Source organism: Bacillus sp. SCT118 (genome assembly GCF_058566435.1).
Window position 1 is genome coordinate 2,314,357 of the sequence record NZ_CP191225.1, and the last position, 22,122, is coordinate 2,336,478.

Genomic DNA, 22,122 nt, shown 5'->3' on the forward strand with positions numbered 1-22,122 from the left:
ACAGACACATACAGGCGTCCGTTTTTAGAATCGTTTACGCAAAACATGAAATCTGAATTTATCCGCTCTAAAATAATTTAAAGAATAAAGCACCGGTTTATCGTGCTGATCGTAATGGGTTTGTTTTAACAGCAAAAGAGCTGTTTCCGGATCGCATTCAAGTACTGGAGAAATGGTATCGTGATAGCCGATCGGTTCTATATCAGTTACTGCATAGCTGATTACGGAGCCTGAATTTTTCTCAAGCAGGTCAAACATAGATTCTTGCTGATGAGAAAAAGAATTCGGCAAAATATTCATCGGAATTTTGTCTATACAATACACAATCGGCTGTCCGTCAGCTGTCCTGACTCGTTCAAGGTAAAAAAGTTCTTGCCCTTCTGCCAAATGAAATCTCTTTGTATCATCTTCAGACGGCATAAGCACTTGTGATGATAGAAAAATCGTGCCAGGGGTCATATTCGCCTGTTCTATCATCTTGGTTACACTGTTCAGCTGTTCAATGCCCGAAAGAAATAACGGCTTAGAATGGACAAAAGTGCCTACACCATGCCTTCTGATAATCACATGCTCTTCTTCCAGTATCCGCAAGGCTTCTCTTAGCGTCGCTCTGCTGACACCAAGCTTTTTGGAAAGCTCAAATTCAGAAGGCAGCTTTTCCTTCTCAGTGTAGATCCCATTTTTTATATCCTCTTTAATTCGTTCAATTACTTTCAAATACAAGTGCCGATTATCAGCTTTTGTAGACATGTTTCCCCTCCGTAAACCACTTTCGATAAAAATTATTGAACAATTGGGACAACTATATCATGTTTTGTCGAAAAAATAAATAGAAAGGTGATCAGTTTACATAATGTTATTATTGCCAACTATAGAAAGCGGAACTCCCTTCATTAAGAAGAGAGCTCATCATATTTCTCTTTTGATAATAATACTTCCCTAGGTTTGCTGCCTTCATACGGTCCGACAACACCGCGTTCCTCCATTGCGTCAATCAGGCGCGCAGCTCTCGTATAGCCGATTCTGAATCTTCTTTGCAGCATTGAAACAGATGCCGTCTGCATGCCGACAATTAATTCAACAGCTTCATCATAAAGTTCATCAGTAACCTCGGAATGAGTTTCTGTTGTCTCCTCAGGAATCATTTCTTCTTGATATTGCGCTTTCTGCTGCGTAATCACATGGTCGACGATCTTCTCCACTTCGTCATCCGACAAAAATGCTCCCTGCACACGGACAGGTTTGTTAGCCCCCACAGGTAAAAACAGCATATCGCCGCGGCCAAGAAGCTTCTCAGCGCCACCCATGTCAAGAATGGTCCTTGAATCCGTCTGTGAAGATACGCTGAACGCGATTCGTGACGGAATGTTCGCTTTGATCACCCCTGTGATAACATCCACCGATGGCCGCTGTGTCGCAATAATAAGATGGATGCCGGCAGCCCGCGCCATTTGGGACAATCTCGTAATCGAATCTTCCACATCAGATGAAGCGACCATCATGAGATCGGCAAGCTCGTCCACAATGACAACAATATAGGGCAACTCTGGCTGTTTCGCTCCTTCTTCATTGTTGGCGCGTTTTATATAATCATTGTATCCTTCAATATTTCTTGTACCCGTATGAGAAAATAATTCGTACCGCCGCTCCATTTCATTGACAACCTTTTTCAAAGCCTGCGACGCTTTTTTCGGATCGGTTACAACCGGAGCAAGCAAATGCGGAATCCCGTTGTAGACATTTAGCTCTACCATTTTAGGATCGATCATCATCATTTTCACTTCATGCGGTTTCGCGCGCATTAAAATACTTGTAATAATGCCGTTGACACAGACACTTTTCCCGCTACCGGTTGCGCCTGCGACCAAAAGGTGGGGCATCTTGTTTAACTCAGCCAATACAGCTTCACCTGAAATATTGCGGCCGAGTCCAATTAACAGCTTCGCATCCGGTCTGTCATTCAATTTAGACTCCAGCACTTCCTTCAGCGAAACCATTGCCACTTCTGCGTTTGGAACTTCAATTCCGATTGCTGATTTTCCTGGTATAGGCGCTTCGATCCTGATATCCTTCGCAGCAAGCGCAAGCGCTAAATCATCGCTTAAATTGACAATTTTGCTAACCTTCACTCCGACATCAGGATATACTTCATATTTTGTTACGGCCGGTCCGAGATGAACCTGTGTGACTTTCGCCTTTACGCCAAAGCTTTGGAATGTGCGTTCAAGCTTTCTCGCATTTTCATAAATATTCTTTTTATCAGCCTGCTGGCCGGTATGCTTCGGATCTGCCAGCAAATCCAGTGACGGCATCTCGTAATCCTTATTTTCGAGCTCTGTAAAGGTCATAGGAGGAGCAGAAACAGTTTCCTGATCACCTGTCTCCGGTTGGATGTCCTGAAGCGGCTTCGACACAGGTTCGGCGCGCTTTTCTATAACTGGAGACTCTTCCTCTTCATTACGATCAGAAAAGCTTGAGATAATCGGCTCTGAATGAATAAGAGGCGATACTGTTTCATAATCCCCCTCTTCATCAGGAGGCTCCGGTTCCATTTGCTGTTTTTTGCGGGCCGGTTTTTGTTTTTTGCTTGGCGCTTTCGTTTTTTTCGATGACTGCATATTTGATTTGAAGGATTTCATATCATCAATAAATGCTAACCATTGTTCTTTTATAAAACGTCCAATCGGGCTCATCCACTTTTTTAGCGTTTCTTGCAGTGAGCGCCCTGTTACTAAAATCATTCCGATCAAAATCATGACAATTGCCATGATCTGAGAACCAGTCGACGCAAACAAAAAGTGTGAAGCCGCAAACAGCAGCGCACCGATCATTCCTCCGCCTAAATCAGGTGAAGCAGAGCTGCCATTCATGTCCATTAAAAACAATTCCCACGTATTGCGCACCACGCTTGCAGACTCAATAGACCCTTTGTGCGTCAAATTTTTAAATAGCTGCACGTGAGAAAGCAGCAATATGCTTGCGATGATACAGTACAACCCGGCCTTTCGTCTCGTTAAAAGGCTTGGGGTTTTTTTCTTCCAAAACAGTGAGACTCCTAACACCAATAAACCTAACAAGCATAAAATAAACCACTCTCCAGCAAAAAAGCGGAACAAATAGATAAACGTTTGCCCGACTACCCCCAGCTGCAAGATTGCGATAATTGAAATGGCTATACACAGCAATCCGTTGAGCTCGTATTTTATATTGAGCTGTTTCGCCTGTTTTTTTCTTGATTTTCGTTTTTTCTTTGCCACACTCATCACCTTACTGCGTTAAAAAATGTAAGTTCATACATAATGAAGAAAGCAGCCGTTTACAGGCTGCGTTTTTTCTGTAGGATTCCCCTATTATAGCATATTTTGCCCTTAAAAAAGGGTTGGATTCTTATACGTTTAATTTCAGCTTTTGTCCCGGTGAAATGTCCGGATGCAGAAAATGCATTGGATTGGTGCTCATGATTTGAATGACTTCCGCTTCATTCCCTTTCATTTCGACTAGAAGCGGTACACCTTTATATTCAATTTGCTCATGTGCGCTTGTCTCTTGGTTCTGTTCTGCAAACACAATTTCCTGCGGCATCACGGTATAAAGAATCATTGAATCATCCGTCCTTCTTCTTTCCTTGCTTCATCGATGAGCTCATTCAGTTTATTGATTGCCTGTCCGACACCGCCTGCGTGATCGATCAATCCATATTTAACTGCATCCTTACCGACTACATTTGTTCCGATATCGCGTGTTAAGTTTCCTTTTGAAAACATTAGCTCTTTAAACTTCTCTTCGGTTATATTGGAATGGCTTGTCACAAATTTAACAACTCTTTCTTGCATCTTATCCAGGTATTCAAACGTTTGCGGCACCCCGATGACCAGCCCGGTGAGCCTAACTGGATGAATCGTCATCGTTGCTGTTTCGGCGATATAGCTGTAATCACAGGATACAGCAATCGGAACGCCGATGGAATGCCCCCCGCCAAGCACGATAGAAACGGTCGGTTTCGATAAAGATGCAAGCATTTCCGCTATGGCAAGACCAGCTTCAACATCTCCTCCGACAGTATTTAATATGATCAGCAAGCCTTCAATTTTGGGATTTTGTTCAATTGCCACAATCTGCGGGATGACATGTTCATATTTTGTTGTTTTGTTTTGCGGAGGAAGCTGAACATGGCCTTCAATTTGTCCGATAATGGTCAGACAATGAATATTTGTATCTTGGGGCAGCTGCGGAAGCGTCGTTTCACCAAGCTGCTGTATTTTATTCATAATGCTGTCCTTCGCATCATTTTTTTCAGGACGCTCTTCTTCTGTGTTTTCCATACGATGATCCATCTCGCTTTCATCCTTTCCGAGTTTCTCTTTGTATTATGAACAAAGATACTTCATTCAATCCCGGCTTGAAGGACAAAAAATAAAGACCGGAGCAGCTCCGGTCTTTAGTCAGTCATTATACTTCCATAATAATTGGGATGATCATCGGTTTACGTTTCGTTTTTTCATAAAGGAATTGGTTCAAAGCATCCCGCATTGCCTGCTTCAGCGTTGACCATTCGACATTTGATGTTTCAGTCGCTTCTGTCACGATGGACCGGACAAGCTCAGTAGCCTGTACGATAAGACCTTCAGACTCTCTTACATAAACAAAGCCGCGAGTGATAATTTCTGGTCCTGATACAAGATGTTTCTTTTGTTTATCAAGTGTAATGACAACGATTAAAATTCCGTCCTGTGAAAGCAAGCGGCGGTCTCTCAATACGATATTGCCGATATCACCGACACCTAAACCATCAATTAAAATATTGCCGTAAGGAACTTTATCCCCAATTTTTACGTTTTGGCCGCGGAATTCAACGACGTCTCCTTTTTCAATTAAGAAGATGTCACTGCGCTTCATGCCTGTTTCTTCAGCGATTTTTGAATGAGCTTTTTGCATTCTGTATTCGCCGTTTACAGGAATCAAATATTTTGGTTTAAGCAGGTTGATCATCAGCTTTAACTCTTCTTGTGAGCCGTGTCCTGATACATGAACACGCTTTTGGGCAAAGATGACTTGTGCACCGGCTCTCGCAAGAAGATCTACTGTTTTAGAGTAAATGAGTTCCTGCCCGGGAATCGGAGTTGACGCAATGACCACCGTATCCCCTTCTTCAATGTTCAGCTGTTTGTGAGCTTTGTTTGCCATTCTTGTCAAAGCAGCTAATGGTTCACCTTGGCTTCCGGCTGTAATAATGGCCACTTCGCGCTTCGGATATTTTTTGACATCCTGTACAGAAATAAACAATTCATCATCTGCTTCAATGTATCCTAACTTTCTCGCCAGCTGCAGGACAGATTGAAGATTTTTTCCGGCTACGGCAATCTTTCTGCCATTTTGAGCCGCTGCATGAATGACTTGCTGAATCCGGTTAATATTGGATGCGAAAACAGCAATAATCACCCGGTTCTGTGAATTATACAGCGCATCCGAAATTTCTCCGCTGACTGCCGCTTCCGAAGGGGTGTAACCCGGCCGTTCCGCATTTGCACTGTCAGAAAGCAGAGCGAGCACGCCGCTATTGCCAATCTTGGCGATCTCGCCAATGTCGCACGTCTGATTAAGTGCAGGTGTTTGGTCAAATTTGAAGTCTCCCGTGCATACAATAGATCCAAGTGATGTTTTAAAGCTCACACCTACAGAATCAGGAATGCTGTGAATCGTTCTAAAGAACGATACTTTTGTTGATTCAAATGTAATGACAGATTTTGAGTGAATTTCTCTTAAATCAGTTTTTCGGTTATGTCCGTATTGTTTTAATTTCTCTCTTAACAGTGCAAGCGTCAGTTTTGTTCCGTACACTGGAACGGACAGCTTGTTTAATAAGTAAAAAACGCCGCCGATATTTTCATCGTGCCCGTGCGTTAAAAAGATTGCCTTGACGCGGTCAGCCCGTTCAATCAAATATGATATGTCAGGAATCACTACATCAATACCGAGCATTTCGTTTTCTGGATGCATAAGGCCGGCATCAACGACAAATATGTCTGAGTCAATTTCAATGACATAAAGGTTCTTCCCAATCTCTCCGACACCGCCAAGGGCGATAATTCTAACGTTTTCTGTATTTTTCTTTTTCAAAATCTATATCCTCCTAGTCTCATACCCGTCCATCATCACTTGTTCCTATTATAACTGAAAGTAAATTTAGAAAACAAGATAAAGCAGAAGGTTTAGGGAAAACCAATATGTAAAAGAAACGGTCAAACTCAGCTGAATGTGAGAATGACCGCGTTTGTTTCACTGTATGAAATTTTCTTACAGTTCGCTGATCGTGCTGCTTAAGCTCAGACGTTCATCCTCAGTTAACGGGACTAGAGGCAGACGCACAGAACCGACATCAAGACCTCTCAGCTGAAGCGCTGTTTTGACTGGAGCAGGATTAGGCGCTTTAAACAGTTCCTTCATAATCGGCAGCAGTTTCTGATGGATCAGTGCCGCATTAGCTGTTTGCCCATTCGTATAATTTTTAATCATTTGCTGCATATCAGAGCCTGCAATATGGCTCGCCACTGATACAACTCCTCTTCCTCCAACTGAAAGAATAGGAAGCGTCAGAGCGTCATCCCCTGAATAGACATAGAAGTCTTCCGGTGTTTCAGCAATAATTTTTGTAATCGCTTCTAGGTCTCCGCTCGCTTCTTTAATCGCAACCACATTCGGAATGTCCGCCGCCAAACGGATCGTCGTTTCAGGAGCAAGAGAAGCAACCGTACGGCCAGGAACATTATAGAGCATAACCGGAAGAGATGTCTCTGCCGCAATTGCTTTAAAATGCTGGTACATTCCTTCTTGAGAAGGTTTATTGTAATACGGGGTAACAAGCATAACAGCGTCCACGCCCGCTTCCTCAGCTTTTTTTGTCAGCTTAATGGAATCTTTCGTGTTGTTGCTTCCAGTACCAGCGATAACGGGCACCCGTCCGTTTACTTCTTTTACCGTATATTCAAAAAGCGCAATTTTTTCTTCAGTTGAAAGGGTCGGAGATTCTCCAGTTGTTCCCGCTACTACTAAAGAATCCGTTCCGTTTTTCAACAAGTAATCAATCAGTGTAGACAGTTTTTGAAAGTCTACGTTCCCTTTATTGTCAAAGGGTGTAATCATCGCTGTAGACACATTTCCGAAATTCATTTTATTCACCTCATCATGATTCAATCACATTTACTTCGAAAGTTCAAACACTTCATGCAAAGCGTTTACAGCAGGAACCATATCCGCTTCATGGACGAGCACCCATATCGTCGTATGGCTGTCAGCCGACTGAAGGATCGGAATTTCTTTTTCTGAAAGAGCCGATACAATTTTGGACGTAACACCGGGAACACCCATAATGCCCGCGCCGACCGCCGATACCTTCGCGCAGTTTCTCGTCACCATTGGATCATAGCCCATATCCATTAAAATACGCTGAGCTGTTTCTGTTTTATTTCCGGCTACCGTATAGACGATTTCACTAGGTGTAATGTTAAAGAAATCGACACTGATTCCAGCGTTTGCCATAGCCTTGAACACTTCAGTCTGAACGTTATACTGGCCGATTTTCGCAGGCACTTTGAACTGCGTGACATCTTTGACATGGGCGATTCCCGTGATCAGCCTTTCAAAAACATCACTGCCGACCTTGGAAGAGTGATGTGATGTCACCAATGTACCTTTATCATTCGAATAAGTCGAACGGACGCGGATCGGAACCTTGGCCTGCATTGCGATTTCCACAGCACGCGGATGAATGACCTTGGCCCCCTGATACGCCAGGTTGCAGATTTCCGTATACGTCACAACAGGAAGCGGTTTTGCATTTTCCACCACTCTTGGGTCAGCAGTCATTACGCCTTCTACATCGGTGAAAATATCGATGTATTCCGCATCAACAGCTGCTCCGAGTGCGGCTGCAGACGTATCGCTGCCCCCTCTGCCGATTGTTGTTGTATCACCCTTTTCGGTTGCGCCCTGGAAGCCTGCGACGACTACCGCATCATGATTGGCGAGCACACTGAATAAACGCTCCGGTTTCATTTCAATGATTTTCGCATTGGTATGCTGATCATTCGTTAAAAAGCCAGCCTGAGCCCCTGTCAGCGCAGCTGCTTTCACACCGTTATCAAGCAGCATGCTTGTAAAGACGACAGAGGAAATAGTCTCTCCGCAAGATAAAAGCAAATCCTGCTCCCTAGGAGAAATCGCTGACTGATCGCCGTAAAGCAGCCCGAGCAAAGAATCTGTTGCATACGGGTCTCCTTTTCGGCCCATCGCTGAAACGACAACGACAACCTTATATCCTTCACTGATTGCTTCTTTAATATGCCCTAAAGCCAGTTTGCGGCCTTTATCATCTTTTACTGATGTTCCGCCGAACTTTTGAACAATTATCTTCACTGTTTTCACTCCAAATTATTCGGACGTAACAGAAGAGAGCAGGCTGATAGCGCCTTACTCTCTTCTATTCGTCTTTAGAAAATTCTCTCTTTTATACGAGGTTTAGTTTTTTCAGGCTTTCTGCAATTTGAACAGAGTTCCATGCCGCGCCTTTTAATAGGTTATCAGAAACAACCCATAAATGAAAACCGTTTGCTCTGTCCAAGTCTTTGCGGATGCGGCCTACAAACACATCGTTTTTGCCGACAGCATCAGCAGGCATCGGATAAAGCTGTTGGCTTGGATCATCTTGAAGTGTCACGCCCGGAGCTTCTTTCAATAGATTTTTAATATCTTCAACTGTAGCGTCATCACGGTCTATTTCGATGTAGACGGACTCTGAGTGCCCAGTTTGGATTGGCAGTCTCACACATGTAGCCGCTACTTGAAGGTCAGGCATGTGCATGATTTTTTTCGTTTCATTTATCATTTTCATTTCCTCAAACGTATAGCCGTTATCTTGGAATTTATCGATTTGCGGAATCGCGTTGAAGGCGATTTGATAGTGTTTTTTGTCACCTTTTACCGGCATGATCTCAGGCTCTATTTCTTCTTTATTTAAAATCGCCTGTGTTTGGCTGTAAAGCTCTTTTACAGCTTCATTACCCGCTCCTGATACTGCCTGGTAAGTTGATACGATGACCTTGTTTAAGCCATATGCTTTGCGGATCGGTTCAAGTGCCGCAACCATTTGGATTGTAGAGCAGTTTGGATTGGCAATAATGCCGTTGTGTTCATGCAAGTCTGCCTCATTCACTTCTGGCACAACAAGCGGTGTATTTTCATCCATGCGGAACGCGCTCGTATTATCTATAACAATAGCGCCGCGTTTTACAGCTTCTGGTGCCAATGCTTGTGATACGCTTCCGCCGGCGCTGAACAAAGCAATATTTACCCCTTCAAAGCTCTCAGAAGAAGCTTCCTGAACAGTCAGCTCTTGGCCTTTAAACGTGACTTTTGTCCCCGCAGAGCGTTTTGAAGATAGCAATGTAAGTGTGTCCATTTCAAAGTTTCTGTCTTCAAGTGTTTTAAGCATTTGTTGTCCCACAGCCCCTGTCGCTCCGACAACAGCTACGTGTAAACCTCTTCCCATCTGTAAAACTCCTTCCGCCAATCAGCTTCATTGAATTGATTTGACTATGATTTTACGTTTTATTTTACCATAGAATATGCGGGTGATGACCGAATTTTTTAGTTTGGGAAAGATTTTCTGTAAATTTAGTCATTTCCCTGATAATTCTCAACTAGAATCGGCTGAAGCTGCTGGTGCATGAGTGCCTTTTCAATCGTTTGCGGAAGCAGATCCATTTTGGCTACCATTGAATTCGGTTTTTTAAATGGATCATCTTGCCCGAATGGAATAAAAAAGATATTTTTTGTTGACATGAGCCTCATTAAATTTGTTCCGTTTAAACCAAGAGCATCATTTGTCGAGATACCCAGAACGACAGGCCGATTGTTTCGGATTGTCGCTTTTGCCGCCATCAGCACCGGGCTGTCCGTCATGGCATTTGCCAGCTTGCTCATTGAATTGCCTGTTAAAGGCGCAATGACCATGCAGTCAAGGGGCAGCTTCGGCCCAAGAGGTTCTGCCTTTACAATCGAATCAATGGCCTCATATCCAGTCAGGTCTTCAATTTTTTTAACCCATTCTGCTCCCTCTCCAAATCGGGTATTTGTGGATTTTACATTAAATGTGACAACCGGACGGACTTCAGCTCCTTCGTTGACCAACACCTCAATTTGCGGGAAAACCGCTTCATATGTGCAATGTGACCCGGTCAGCCCAAACCCGATTCTTTTTCCTTTTAATGACGACATCCTTATTTCCCCTCCTCAGCTTGTATTTCAGCCAAAAGCTTGCTCAAGACGTTTGCAAGGATTTGCCCAGCTGTTTTAGGAGCGACAATCCCTGGAAGCCCGGGAGCAAGAAGTGCTTTAATCCCTTGTTTCTCGGCATATTTAAAATCCGTTCCCCCGGGACGTGAGGCCAGATCCAATATTAAGGTTTTTGGTGTCATGCTAGAAAGTACCGTTTGATTTAAAATCATACTCGGTATGGTATTAATGCAAATATCTATATCTTTTACATGCTCTTTCAGCTCATCGGTATGAAAAGGAACGAGCCCCATTTCAGTGATACGTGCCAGATGCGCTGAACTTCTTGCCCCCACTTTTACATTCGCCCCGAGCGCGGCAAATGTACGGGCAATCGTCATCCCGGTGCGCCCCAGACCGAGAACGGCCACCTGTGATCCGTGTATCGTATAATCCGTGTGCTGAATAGCCAGCATGATCGTTCCTTCTACTGTCGGAATAGAGTTGTATATCGCAATGTCATCCCGCTCAAACAGTTTAACAAGTTTTCTTTTTGCCTGAGCTGCAATGTTTTCTAAATAGGCGTTAGAAATTCCTGAGAAAATGACACAATGTGCAGGCGTTCTGTCGAGATGGTCCTGTTTTAACACAACTTCTTCATTCGAAAATACAGTCGATACGACACCTTCTCCTGTTGTCGCGGATACTGGAAGAATGATGCTGTCTATTTGCTGAAAAGGAATTTCATCAATATTGCATTTTACTGCCCCGGTAAAACCGTGATCCAATTGGTCAAAACCGACAAGATAGATGTCAGCCTGCTGTTCAGTGAGCTTTCTTATAATTTCGAGCTGTCTTGCGTCACCGCCGATAACTGCAATTTTCAATCCGGTTAACATTCTAAACGTTCACCTTCTTTGTATATACTGGATCTCTAGTTGTTAAGCTCCCCTTCATCTTATGATTAAAAGGAAATACCGGTGAATATAAAAGATGCGCTTTTTCCATATAAAAAAACATCGGCTCCGGCAGCCGATGTTTCAGATGTTTTCTTTAGAGCCCGCTTCACAGTCAATTGGGCTATTTACTCTTGTCGAGGAGGCATTTCCTCAGGTACATCTAATATAATCATATCTGAACCGATCTTTTGAATATGGTGCCATGGGACACGAATGTCATGACCTTGCTTTCTCAAACCAAACCACTTAACTGTGGGAATGAGGAGTGCTGTAATCTGTCCATCCTGTTCATTGATTTCCAAATCGGTCTGGCCGAGCACTCCGAGCCGTTCAGCTCTTTTGATGTCTACAATTTCCTTTCCTGATAATTCACTGAGCCGCATGTCTGTCACCCCCTTGTACTATGTATGATGAAAGGGATTAAAAAATGCCTGCTCCATTATGGGGCAGGCTTTCCTTTTTAAGACGGCATATTGCCGGAAGGGCTGATAAGTGCTAATGCATAGTCTTCGGTAAACAATTGTCTGGCAAGGCCGTTAACACGCTCTAAGTTCACGGCGTTTAATTCATTGATGATTTCATCTAATGTTTTATGTTTGCCGAGCAGCAGTTCATTTTTTCCGTTTCGGCTCATTTTGCTGTTTGTGCTTTCTAAGCTCAGCATTAAGCTTCCCTTCATTTGCTCTTTGCTGTTTTCCAGTTCTTTCGAGGTAATGCCGTCACGTTTTAATGTGGCAAGGGTTTCTTGAATTGTTTCCGACAGCTGCTGAAGCTGATTTGCACCCGTTCCGCCGTAAATAGTGAGCATTCCGCTGTCCTCATATGAGCTGTGATAGCTGTAAACAGAATAAGCAAGTCCTTTATCTTCACGCACATCTTGGAACAGCCGGCTGCTCATGCTGCCTCCGAGCACATTGTTGAGGACGATTAAATCATAAATACGTTCATGGCCAACCTCTAAGCCTTTAAATCCAAGGCACAAATGAGCCTGCTCTGTTTCTTTTTTTCTCGTCAGTTTTTCCGTGTGGAACTCAGGCTTCTCAAGGCCTGTCGCTTTGCCTTTCGCCTCGTATGACCCGAACCATTTTTCTACATCTTTGATAAAACTGTCAGATATATTGCCCGCTACCGAAATCACCACTCGGTCCGGCGTATAATAATCATGCATGTATTGTCTGAGAGAGTCACCGTTAAAGGAAGCAAGCGTTTCTTCCGTGCCTAGAATTGGGTAGCCTAAAGAATGATTGCCGTAAGTGGCTTTGCTCAATAAATCATGTACAATGTCGTCCGGCGCATCTTCGTACATTTTAATTTCTTCATATACTACATTTTTCTCTTTTTTCAGCTCGTTTTCATCAAACGTTGAATGAAAGAACATATCTGCTAATACGTCCAGCGCGTAATTCGCATGCTCGTCAAGCACCTTTGCATAGTAGCAGGTATATTCCTTTGAAGTAAACGCATTGACCTGTCCGCCAATACGATCAAAAGATTCTGCTATCTCGCGTGCAGATTTTGTGCTCGTCCCTTTAAAGAACATGTGCTCTAAAAAGTGAGAAATTCCGTTTATCTCCGGCGTTTCATGTCTCGAACCTGTGCCGATCCATACGCCGATCGCAACAGAACGGACTGTCGGATTATTTTCCAGCACAATTCTTACACCATTTTGACACGTATATCGTTTAATCAAATTTGTTCCTCCTATTCAAAGACAAGCTGCCTTCATCTGTTACTTCAATAGTCTTGTTTCATCCATTAGTTCAGTGACTGTTCCAAGCGCATATCCTTTGTCTTTTATCTGTGTAATCAGCGCTTCAAGACTTTCCGCCGTAGGGTCAGTCGGATGCATTAAAATCATGGCACCATTATGTATCTTGCTTAACACTCTCGTCTGAAGTACAGACGGAGCCGGCTTTTGCCAATCGATTGTATCAACTGTCCACATGACTGTTCCCATCTGTTTCTCAGCTGCAATGTCGATAACCGCTTTTCTGAAACTTCCGCTCGGCGGAGCGAACCACTTTGGCTTAACACCGATCGTTTGTTCTATTTGTTCATTAGTCTTATCGAGCTGCTCGGAAATTCTTCCTGTAGTCAGTTTGCTCATATCCGGATGATTGTATGAATGATTTCCGATTTCATGTCCGTCTTTTGCAATCTTCTTAGCGAGCTGTACATTGTTTCTCACCCAATTGCCTTCTAAAAAGAACGTAGCTTTAACCTGGTGCTTTTGCAGAATAGGAAGCATTTTTTCCAAATACTCATTTCCCCATGCCACATTGATTAAAAAAGCCACCATCGGTTTGTCAGGATTTCCTTTATAAATAGGCTCAGGCTGAAGTGACTCAAGATGAACACTTGGTTTTACTTGACTGTACACCAAATCTTTTTCCCGAAACTCACCATGCTGTTTCATTTTTTTATATGATTGTTCAATATTGACCTTTAATCCATTATAGCCTGGAATGCTTTTCCACACTTTATCAATTCTTGCATTCTGGGGCTTAACTTCATACTCCGGCGCTTTTTGAAGCAATTCTTCATATAACGGATCTTTTGACGCCGTGACAGTCACCGTATCTTTTTTCATTGCCCCTATATAATCAAGTGCATGCGGATTTTCCATCATCTCAAATGAGACAAAAAAAAGAAATAAAAAAACGGCAAACGGTACAAATTTTTTGTACATGTTCTGTCCCCCCCTCACCTCACATTATGAAGGAGAAGGACAAGGTAGAACCCGCCTGCTTTTGAAAAGCTTCAAAATAAAGAAGCCGGGTCTCCCAGGCTCCTTTTATGTTTTCATTTAAGATTGTTGTTCTTCTTTTTCTTTCTCTTCACGGAGCACCGCTTTGCGGGATAAATTCACTCGTCCTTGTTTATCAATTTCAGTGACTTTGACAAGAATCTCGTCTCCGATTTTTACAACATCTTCAACTTTCCCTACGCGTTCAAGCGCAAGCTCTGAAATGTGCACCAAACCGTCTTTTCCGCTGAAAATTTCAACGAAAGCCCCGAATTTTTCAATCCGTTTCACTTTACCTAGGTAAAGTTGGCCGACTTCAACCTCTCTAACAAGGTCTTCGATGATTTTTTTCGCTTTTTGGTTGCCGCTTTCATCTGTAGAGGAAATAAAGATTGTGCCGTCCTGCTCAATATCAATTTTAACACCGGTTTCTTCGATGATCTTATTGATTTGTTTTCCGCTTGGTCCGATGACATCGCGGATTTTATCAGGATTAATGGTCATTGTTAAGATCTTAGGCGCATATCGAGAAAGCTCTTTTCTTGATTCGCTTAATGTTGCAAGCATGCTGTTGAGGATTTCCATTCTGCCCTTTTTCGCCTGCTGAAGCGCTTCTTCAAGAATCTCTCTGGAAAGGCCTTCAATTTTAATGTCCATTTGCAGGGCCGTTACGCCTTTTTCAGTTCCCGCTACTTTAAAGTCCATATCCCCGAGCGCGTCTTCCATGCCTTGGATGTCAGTCAAGACAGTGTAATGTTCGCCTGATTTGACAAGACCCATCGCAATACCAGCAACTGGCGCTTTAATCGGTACACCGGCATCCATCATTGCAAGTGTGCTTGCGCAAATGCTTGCTTGAGATGTAGAACCGTTTGATTCAAGCACTTCTGAAACAAGACGGACAGTATAAGGGAAGTCTTTTTCAGACGGAATAACTGGCTCAAGCGCACGCTCACCCAGTGCTCCGTGTCCGATTTCACGACGTCCCGGTCCTCGCATCGGTCCTGTTTCCCCAACGCTGAATTGCGGGAAGTTGTAATGATGCATAAAACGTTTCGACTCTTCGACACCTAAGCCGTCAAGGATTTGCACATCTCCCAGAGCACCTAGCGTACATACGCTGAGGGCCTGAGTTTGTCCCCTTGTAAATAGGCCTGAACCGTGCGTTCTTGGCAAGAGGCCAACCTCTGAAGAGAGCGGGCGGATTTGATCGACACCGCGGCCGTCCGGTCTTACTTTCTCTTCAGTAATCAAGCGGCGAACTTCATTTTTCACCAGCTTGGATAAAATCTGCTTCACTTGCTTGATTGTGTCTTCATCATGTTCTTCATCCTCGAATTTTGCCACAACTGCGTTCTTCACTTCGTTAATGGCATCTTCACGGGCATGCTTTTCATGAACTTGGATGGCTTTCAGCAGATCCTCTTCTGCCAAAGCTTTTACTTTTTCATTAAGCTCTTCATCAATTTCAAAGAGCTTAATTTCAGATTTCTCTTTGCCGACTGCTGCAACAATTTCTTCTTGGAATGCAATCAGGCGTTTAATCTCTTCATGGCCAAACATAATGGCTTCAAGCATGATTTCCTCAGGAACTTCGTCCGCTCCCGCTTCTACCATGTTAATCGCATCTTTCGTGCCGGCAACGACAAGATTGATGTCGCTTTTTTCAAGCTGATCGACTGTCGGGTTAATGATAAATTGATCATCAATGCGTCCGACAGTAACCCCTGCAATCGGTCCTTCAAACGGAATATCCGATACAGAAAGTGCAAGAGATGAACCGAACATGGCAGCCATTTCTGAAGAGCAGTTTTGGTCAACACTCATGACAATGCTGATGACTTGAACTTCATTACGGAATCCATCGGCAAACAAAGGACGGATCGGACGGTCAATTAAACGGCTGGCAAGAACCGCTTTTTCACTTGGACGTCCTTCTCTTTTAATAAATCCGCCCGGAATTTTCCCTACCGCATATAATCTTTCTTCATAGTTTACAGTAAGAGGGAAGAAATCAAGCGGTTTAGGTTCTTTTGAAGCGGTTGCTGTACTAAGTACTGCTGTATCACCGTAGCGGATCATCACAGCACCATTTGCCTGTTTGGCAAGCTGGCCGGTTTCAACAGTTAGCGTTCTTCCGGCCCAATCTATGGTAAAGACATGTTTTTCTTGTCCCATACAATTACGAACTCCTCTCTTCGTTGTGTGAAATAATCAATTACTCCTATTATGAACGAAATGAATTGAACATATCAATGTCAAAGTAGTATGTAAAAGGATTTCAATGATTTGTTATAAGAAATTTCGCTTTAATACGATAAAAAAGCGGGAATCCTCCCGCTTTTTACGATTATCGACGTAAGCCTAGTTTGTTAATTAACTCACGGTAACGAGTTACGTCTTTATTACGCAGATACGTAAGAAGATTACGACGCTTACCTACCATTTTAAGAAGACCGCGACGTGAGTGGTGGTCTTTCTTGTGAGTACGTAAATGCTCGTTCAAGTTGTTAATTGAGTCAGTTAGGATAGCGATCTGAACTTCTGGAGATCCAGTATCAGATTCGTGTGTTTTGAACTCATTGATGAGTTGGTTTTTACGCTCTTGAGTAATTGCCATCCTGTTTCACCTCCAAATCATATTTAGCCCCAGTTACCTAGCAACCGTCGGTGACTTCGGATTGCCAAGCAATGGTTTTAAGACTACGAAAACTATCATACTAAAAATCGCGCCTATATGCAAATATTTTAGAATAAAATTTGTGTGCGTTGCAAGTTATTTCCGCAAATTGCTGAAATAACGGATGGCTTCCTGCTTATCTTTCTCAATTTGCTCAGTTAATTCTTTGATGCCATTGAATTTCCGCTCGCTCCGGATCCGTTTATACCATTCGATTTTTATAGCGGCTCCATATACTTCCTGATCGAAATCAAACAGATTGACCTCGATGGAAGGCTGCTCAGGGCGCTTTTCATAAAATGTCGGCTTATAGCCGATATTGCAAACGCCATTGTAAACTTCGCCGTTCACTTCCGCTTTTACGGCATATACACCTGTGGGCGGAACGATATAGCTGTTATTTAAACCGACATTTGCTGTCGGAAACCCGATGGTCCGCCCTCTTTTATCACCATGAATGACAATTCCTTTAATAAAATAAGGCTGTCCAAGCAAGACATTCGCCAATTCAACATCTCCGTTTTGAAGCGCGGTACGGATATACGAAGAACTGATTTTTTTATCTTGCTCCGTCAATTTTTCTACCATTGTGCACCCAGCTTTTCCGTCTAAATCATCCGGCATGGTCCCCATTGTTCCCTTGCCGTATTTGCCGTACGTAAAGTCAAAGCCTGCCACTGCATGCTGCACATTAAGGCCGATAATATACTGGTCTATAAACTGCTTAGGAGAAAGAGAAGCAAACACTTCATTAAATTTAACGACATACAGAACTTCTGTGCCTAATTGTTCAATTTGGTTTATTTTGTCTTCAAGAGGCGTAATCAGATCCTTTGGTTCCTTATCTCTGCCCAACACGTGAGAAGGATGGGGATGAAAGGTCATCACAGCTAATGTCAGGCCTTTTTCTTCGGCTATTTGCTTCGCTGTGCCGATTACCTTTTGATGCCCGAGATGAACGCCGTCAAAATAACCTAACGCCATCACTGATTTTGCCTGCTCCTCTTTTATTAAATGATGAGGATGTGTCATATGTATCGTCTTCACAGAACGGTCACCTTTTTTCTATTGTTCGCTTTTTTGCATCAATACTTTTGCCGGCTTTAACAGCCCTTTTTTTGCAGGATGAGGGAAATAGATCGCCAAGCAGGTTCCGGATTCAGTAAAGACGGCAATACGGTCTTCACTTGTCATTTCAGAAAACTGCTCGGGCGTCTCAAGCAAAGCCCCATTTTCTACTTTCTTAGCTAATGTATCACTTATGATCCATTTCGGCAAATGATTGAGCGCACGTTCAATAGGAACTGTATGCTCTTCCACGGTTCCGGATTGGGCCTGTGCTTCGAGCTCATCAAAAGTAAAGCATTCGTCGAGAGAAAAATCTCCGGATGCCGTACGGATTAAATGAGACATATGAGCCGGATATCCGAGCTTTTCTCCGATCATGACCGCCAGCGTCCTTACATAGGTCCCTTTGGAGCAAGTCACTGTAAACCGGAAGCTTGCAGTTTCTCCATGATGTTTAATCTCTGTCGTCAGGGCAATGTCTTCAATGGTTATCATACGTTTCGGACGTTCTACTTCAATCCCTGCTCTTGCGTATTCGTATAATTTTTTGCCGTTTACTTTTACAGCGGAATACATGGGCGGAATTTGTTCTTGTTTCCCCTTTAAACTGTTTAAAACCTTTTCTACATCCGCTTTATCAATGTCGTGATTGACAGGCTTTGTTTCCACCGTTTCTCCGGTTTGATCCTCTGTTGTGGTTGAAAAGCCAAGCGTTATTTCTGCATCATACGTTTTAGATTTTTCAGTTAAGTATTCGACTATTTTTGTCGCTCTTCCTACACAAATCGGAAGCACGCCTGACACTTCCGGATCGAGCGTTCCTGTATGTCCTACTTTTTTTGTTTTTAACAGCTTTCGGATCTTCATGACACAGTCGTGCGATGTCATGCCAACAGGTTTATGTAAAAGGAGAACTCCGTTAACCATTTGCCTTTCACTCCTTCTGTTTTTTCTTTTAAACGAAGAAAGAGGACAGACGATATACGCCTATCCTCTCATTTTTTATTCAGATGGTTTCTCTGAATGTAATTCGTGAATCAGTGTTTCGATCCGATTTCCGTAATCGATTGATTCATCGAACTCAAATTCAATTTCAGGCGTTTTTCGAAGTCTGATGCGGCTGCCGATTTCGGATCGGATAAATCCTTTCGCTTTTGCCAGCCCTTTCAGCGCTTCTTCCCGTTTTTTCTCGTCACCGAGAACCGAGATATACACCTTTGCAATTTGCAAATCACCTGATACACGTACATCCGTTACTGTCAGAAAACCAATTCTCGGGTCTTTCAGCTTGCGGCTGATAATATCACCGAGTTCTTTTTTCATTTGCTCGCCGACACGGTTTGCTCTCATACTCAATTCAATCACCTCTAAGTTAAAACCACTCTGTCCTAGTGATCGTCCGTTCAATTTCAGGAAAAGAATCGATAAACGCTAGGACGCGCTGCAGTTCTTTTTCTGTTTGAACGCGAGAGGAAGAAACAGCGGCGATTCCGAAGCTGGTTCTTTGCCAGGTGTCCTGATAGCCAATCTCCGAAATCGAAACATTGAACTTGTTTTGAACCCTGGTTAAAACCCGCTTCAGAACGGCACGCTTTTCTTTTAGCGATCCTGCATCATAAATGATGCATTCACACTCCGCAAATCCGATCACGTTCTTTCAATTTCTTGCATGACAAACGCTTCAAGGATGTCACCTTCACGAATGTCATTGTATTTCTTAATTGTAATACCACATTCATAGCCTTGTGAAACTTCTTTCACATCGTCTTTAAAGCGTTTCAGAACATCTACTTCGCCTTCAAAGATGACGACGCCGTCACGAATTAAACGGAGGCCGCTGTCGCGCGTAATGGTTCCTTCAGTAACATATCCGCCGGCAATTGTACCGATTTTAGATACTTTGAATGTTTGGCGTACTTCTACTTGACCAATTACTTTTTCTTCATATTCAGGATCAAGCATACCTTTCATGGCAGCTTCAATCTCGTCGATTACTTTGTAAATGATACGGTGAAGTCGAATATCTACATTTTCAGCTTCAGCCGTACTCTTAGCATTTCCGTCCGGTCTCACATTAAACCCAATAACAATTGCATTGGAAGCAGATGCCAAGATAATGTCAGATTCAGTAATCGCACCAACGCCTGTATGGATGATTTTCACTTTAACGCCTTCTACTTCAATTTTTTGAAGCGCAGCCGTTAAAGCTTCAGCAGATCCTTGAACGTCAGCTTTTACGATGAGGTTGATGTCTTTTACATCACCTTGCTTAATTTGCTCGAATAAATCATCAAGACTGAGCTTCGCTTTATCGCTGCGCTGCTCTTCAAGCTGTTTCGAAGCACGGGCTTCACCGACAGAACGAGCTGTTTTTTCATCCTTAAAGACAAGGAATTGGTCTCCCGCTTGAGGGACATCATTCAAACCGGTAATTTCAACCGGAGTTGACGGGCCGGCAGTTTTCACACGGCGGCCAATGTCGTTGACCATTGCACGGACACGGCCAAATGTATTGCCGACTACGATCGGATCACCGACATGCAGTGTTCCAGTCTGTACGAGCAACGTCGCAACTGACCCTCTGCCTTTATCGAGTTCAGCTTCAATAACCGTTCCTTTTGCCTGACGGTTCGGATTCGCTTTCAGTTCCTCTACCTCACTGACAAGCAAAATCATTTCAACGAGCTCATCAATGCCTTTTCCAGTTAAAGCAGAAAGCGGCACAAAAATGGTTTCTCCGCCCCAAGCTTCAGGGACAAGTCCGTATTCCGTCAGTTCTTGCATCACACGGTCAGGGTTTGCGGATTCTTTATCTATTTTATTCACAGCTACGATGATTGGAACCTCTGCTGCTTTTGCATGGTTAATCGCTTCAACTGTTTGCGGCATGACACCGTCATCGGCAGCTACGACAAGAATCGTAATATCAGTTACTTCTGCACCGCGTGCACGCATTGTTGTAAATGCGGCGTGGCCCGGTGTATCCAAGAACGTGATTTTCTTGCCGTTCTCTTCAATTTGATAAGCGCCGATATGCTGAGTGATTCCGCCTGCTTCTCCTTCAACAACCTTTGTTTTACGGATGCTGTCAAGAAGCGTTGTTTTCCCATGGTCAACGTGACCCATGATTGTCACGACAGGAGGACGAATTTCAAGATCCTCTTCATTATCAGGCTCTTCGTATTTTTCCAGCTCTGTTTCTTCAAGCACAATGACCTCTTCTGTTTCAACACCATATTCTGATGCAATGAGTTCGATTGTGTCTTTATCAAGCTCTTGGTTAATGGTTGCCATTACGCCAAGAAGCATCAGCTTTTTAATGATTTCTGAAGGCTCTTTGCCAAGCTCTTCAGCAAGTGCGCCAACTGTTAAAGTGCCAGAGAATGTAATTTTCTCAGGAAGCTCTTTTTTCGGCTTTACAGGCTTTTGCTGATGTTGGTTTTTATTGTTGTTGTTGTTGCGTTTATTTTTTTTGTTGTTGTTATTCTTCTTGTTTTTGTTAAATTGATTATTCTGCACGTCATTCTTCTTTCCGTCTCGAATTTTATTTGGTTGATTTCCAGCTGATTGCTGATTAACCCCTTGTGGCTGTTTGTTTTTGTTCGTTTCTGCTGGCTTTTGAGATTTAGCAGCTGCGCCGCCTTTTTTATATTTGGCATCAAGCTTTTTAATGGCCTTTTCTTCAAGCATGGCCATGTGATTATTCACTTCTAAATCCATGTTCTTCAGTGCGGTCAAAATTTCCTTACTTGAAACATTTAACGCTTTTGCATATTCGTATACTCTCATTTTAGCCATTCGTTCACCCCCAAAAATATTAATCGAGCAAGCTGATCAGCTTATTCGCAAAACCTTGGTCAGTGACGGCGACAACGACACGGGCTTCTTTACCGATAGAACGTCCAAGAACCGCGCGACTCTCGACTTTTTTATAAGGGACTTTATAATAATTGCACTTGTCAGTTACTTTTTTTGCTGTGTTAGATGATGCATCCTCTGTAAGCAGGACAAGCTTTGCACGCGCATTCCTGATTTCTTTTATTACCAAGTCTTCGCCTGACACGACCTTACGAGCTCGATTGGCCAGACCCAGCAAGGGAAACCATTCCATTCCAGACATTTTATTTTTTCACCTTTTCCGCCAGTTCCAGCAATTCATCGAAAATCTGGTCATCGATTTGTGATTGAAATTGATTTTGCAAAGTGTTTTTCTTTTTTGCTGCTAAGATGCACTCTTTATCCAGCGTTAAATAAGCACCCCGCCCATTCTTTTTTCCGGTCGGGTCTACTGAGATTTCGCCTTCTTTCGACCGTACAACTCGGATCAGTTCCTTTTTAGGCTTCATTTCACCAGTCACTACACATTTGCGTAATGGGATCTTTTTGTGTTTATTCACCTA

The 22,122-nt window shown here is 43.2% G+C and carries 22 protein-coding genes; all 22 read right to left on the minus strand.

The features are described 5' to 3' along the window. Positions 1-24 precede the first annotated feature (24 nt). A complete protein-coding gene (locus ACQVGT_RS11735; RefSeq protein WP_003245732.1) occupies positions 25-750 on the minus strand; it encodes a GntR family transcriptional regulator in 726 nt (241 codons plus the stop codon). Positions 751-893: 143 nt separating this feature from the next. Continuing rightward, positions 894-3,257: a DNA translocase SpoIIIE gene (spoIIIE, locus tag ACQVGT_RS11740; protein ID WP_015483234.1), complete on the minus strand. Its 2,364-nt coding sequence runs from the start codon at positions 3,255-3,257 to the stop codon at positions 894-896. A gap of 130 nt (positions 3,258-3,387) precedes the next feature. Further along, positions 3,388-3,600 carry a YlzJ-like family protein gene (locus tag ACQVGT_RS11745; RefSeq protein ID WP_003231871.1) on the minus strand — a complete coding sequence of 71 codons (213 nt, stop codon included), beginning with the start codon at positions 3,598-3,600 and terminating at the stop codon, positions 3,388-3,390. Continuing rightward, positions 3,597-4,334 (minus strand): translocation-enhancing protein TepA, encoded by a 738-nt coding sequence (gene tepA, locus ACQVGT_RS11750; RefSeq protein ID WP_003245712.1) that lies wholly within the window; start codon positions 4,332-4,334, stop codon positions 3,597-3,599. The genes ACQVGT_RS11745 and tepA overlap by 4 nt, the downstream gene beginning before the upstream one ends. Positions 4,335-4,449: 115 nt before the next feature. Beyond that, entirely contained in the window at positions 4,450-6,117 is a 1,668-nt protein-coding gene (rnjB, locus tag ACQVGT_RS11755; RefSeq protein WP_003231875.1) for a ribonuclease J2, read from the minus strand. A 177-nt stretch (positions 6,118-6,294) separates the two neighbouring features. Beyond that, a complete protein-coding gene (gene dapA, locus ACQVGT_RS11760; protein WP_014476832.1) occupies positions 6,295-7,167 on the minus strand; it encodes a 4-hydroxy-tetrahydrodipicolinate synthase in 873 nt (290 codons plus the stop codon). 30 nt (positions 7,168-7,197) lie between these two features. Next, positions 7,198-8,412, minus strand: a complete 1,215-nt coding sequence (gene dapG / locus ACQVGT_RS11765; RefSeq protein ID WP_015483233.1) for an aspartate kinase — start codon at positions 8,410-8,412, stop codon at positions 7,198-7,200. A 91-nt stretch (positions 8,413-8,503) separates the two neighbouring features. Continuing rightward, positions 8,504-9,544, minus strand: coding sequence for an aspartate-semialdehyde dehydrogenase (gene asd / locus ACQVGT_RS11770; RefSeq protein ID WP_015383686.1), 1,041 nt, complete (start codon positions 9,542-9,544; stop codon positions 8,504-8,506). Positions 9,545-9,669: 125 nt separating this feature from the next. Next, entirely contained in the window at positions 9,670-10,272 is a 603-nt protein-coding gene (gene dpaB, locus ACQVGT_RS11775; RefSeq protein WP_015383685.1) for a dipicolinate synthase subunit B, read from the minus strand. Between the two features lie 2 nt (positions 10,273-10,274). Then, positions 10,275-11,168, minus strand: coding sequence for a dipicolinic acid synthetase subunit A (dpaA, locus tag ACQVGT_RS11780; protein WP_003231888.1), 894 nt, complete (start codon positions 11,166-11,168; stop codon positions 10,275-10,277). Positions 11,169-11,353: 185 nt separating this feature from the next. Beyond that, a complete protein-coding gene (locus ACQVGT_RS11785) occupies positions 11,354-11,611 on the minus strand; it encodes a YlmC/YmxH family sporulation protein (protein WP_003231890.1) in 258 nt (85 codons plus the stop codon). Between the two features lie 77 nt (positions 11,612-11,688). Continuing rightward, complete coding sequence (locus tag ACQVGT_RS11790) at positions 11,689-12,918, minus strand: M16 family metallopeptidase (RefSeq protein WP_003245717.1); 1,230 nt, start codon at positions 12,916-12,918, stop codon at positions 11,689-11,691. A 39-nt stretch (positions 12,919-12,957) separates the two neighbouring features. Then, positions 12,958-13,917 carry a polysaccharide deacetylase family protein gene (locus tag ACQVGT_RS11795; RefSeq protein WP_015383683.1) on the minus strand — a complete coding sequence of 320 codons (960 nt, stop codon included), beginning with the start codon at positions 13,915-13,917 and terminating at the stop codon, positions 12,958-12,960. Between the two features lie 117 nt (positions 13,918-14,034). After that, a complete protein-coding gene (pnp, locus tag ACQVGT_RS11800; RefSeq protein ID WP_003231897.1) occupies positions 14,035-16,152 on the minus strand; it encodes a polyribonucleotide nucleotidyltransferase in 2,118 nt (705 codons plus the stop codon). A gap of 172 nt (positions 16,153-16,324) precedes the next feature. Further along, positions 16,325-16,594 (minus strand): 30S ribosomal protein S15, encoded by a 270-nt coding sequence (rpsO, locus tag ACQVGT_RS11805; RefSeq protein WP_003220957.1) that lies wholly within the window; start codon positions 16,592-16,594, stop codon positions 16,325-16,327. Positions 16,595-16,750: 156 nt separating this feature from the next. Continuing rightward, positions 16,751-17,701 carry a bifunctional riboflavin kinase/FAD synthetase gene (gene ribF, locus ACQVGT_RS11810; RefSeq protein WP_015383682.1) on the minus strand — a complete coding sequence of 317 codons (951 nt, stop codon included), beginning with the start codon at positions 17,699-17,701 and terminating at the stop codon, positions 16,751-16,753. Positions 17,702-17,719: 18 nt separating this feature from the next. Continuing rightward, on the minus strand, positions 17,720-18,649 hold the full coding sequence (gene truB / locus ACQVGT_RS11815) for a tRNA pseudouridine(55) synthase TruB (protein ID WP_015252083.1): 930 nt from the start codon (positions 18,647-18,649) through the stop codon (positions 17,720-17,722). Between the two features lie 75 nt (positions 18,650-18,724). Next, positions 18,725-19,078, minus strand: a complete 354-nt coding sequence (gene rbfA, locus ACQVGT_RS11820) for a 30S ribosome-binding factor RbfA (protein WP_009967251.1) — start codon at positions 19,076-19,078, stop codon at positions 18,725-18,727. Between the two features lie 16 nt (positions 19,079-19,094). Beyond that, on the minus strand, positions 19,095-19,373 hold the full coding sequence (locus tag ACQVGT_RS11825; protein WP_003231905.1) for a DUF503 domain-containing protein: 279 nt from the start codon (positions 19,371-19,373) through the stop codon (positions 19,095-19,097). Continuing rightward, positions 19,370-21,520 carry a translation initiation factor IF-2 gene (infB, locus tag ACQVGT_RS11830; protein WP_014479801.1) on the minus strand — a complete coding sequence of 717 codons (2,151 nt, stop codon included), beginning with the start codon at positions 21,518-21,520 and terminating at the stop codon, positions 19,370-19,372. Before infB ends, ACQVGT_RS11825 begins: the two co-directional genes overlap by 4 nt. Positions 21,521-21,539: 19 nt before the next feature. Then, complete coding sequence (locus tag ACQVGT_RS11835; protein WP_003220946.1) at positions 21,540-21,842, minus strand: YlxQ family RNA-binding protein; 303 nt, start codon at positions 21,840-21,842, stop codon at positions 21,540-21,542. 1 nt (position 21,843) lies between these two features. Next, positions 21,844-22,119, minus strand: coding sequence for an RNase P modulator RnpM (gene rnpM / locus ACQVGT_RS11840; RefSeq protein ID WP_009967250.1), 276 nt, complete (start codon positions 22,117-22,119; stop codon positions 21,844-21,846). Positions 22,120-22,122 lie beyond the last annotated feature (3 nt).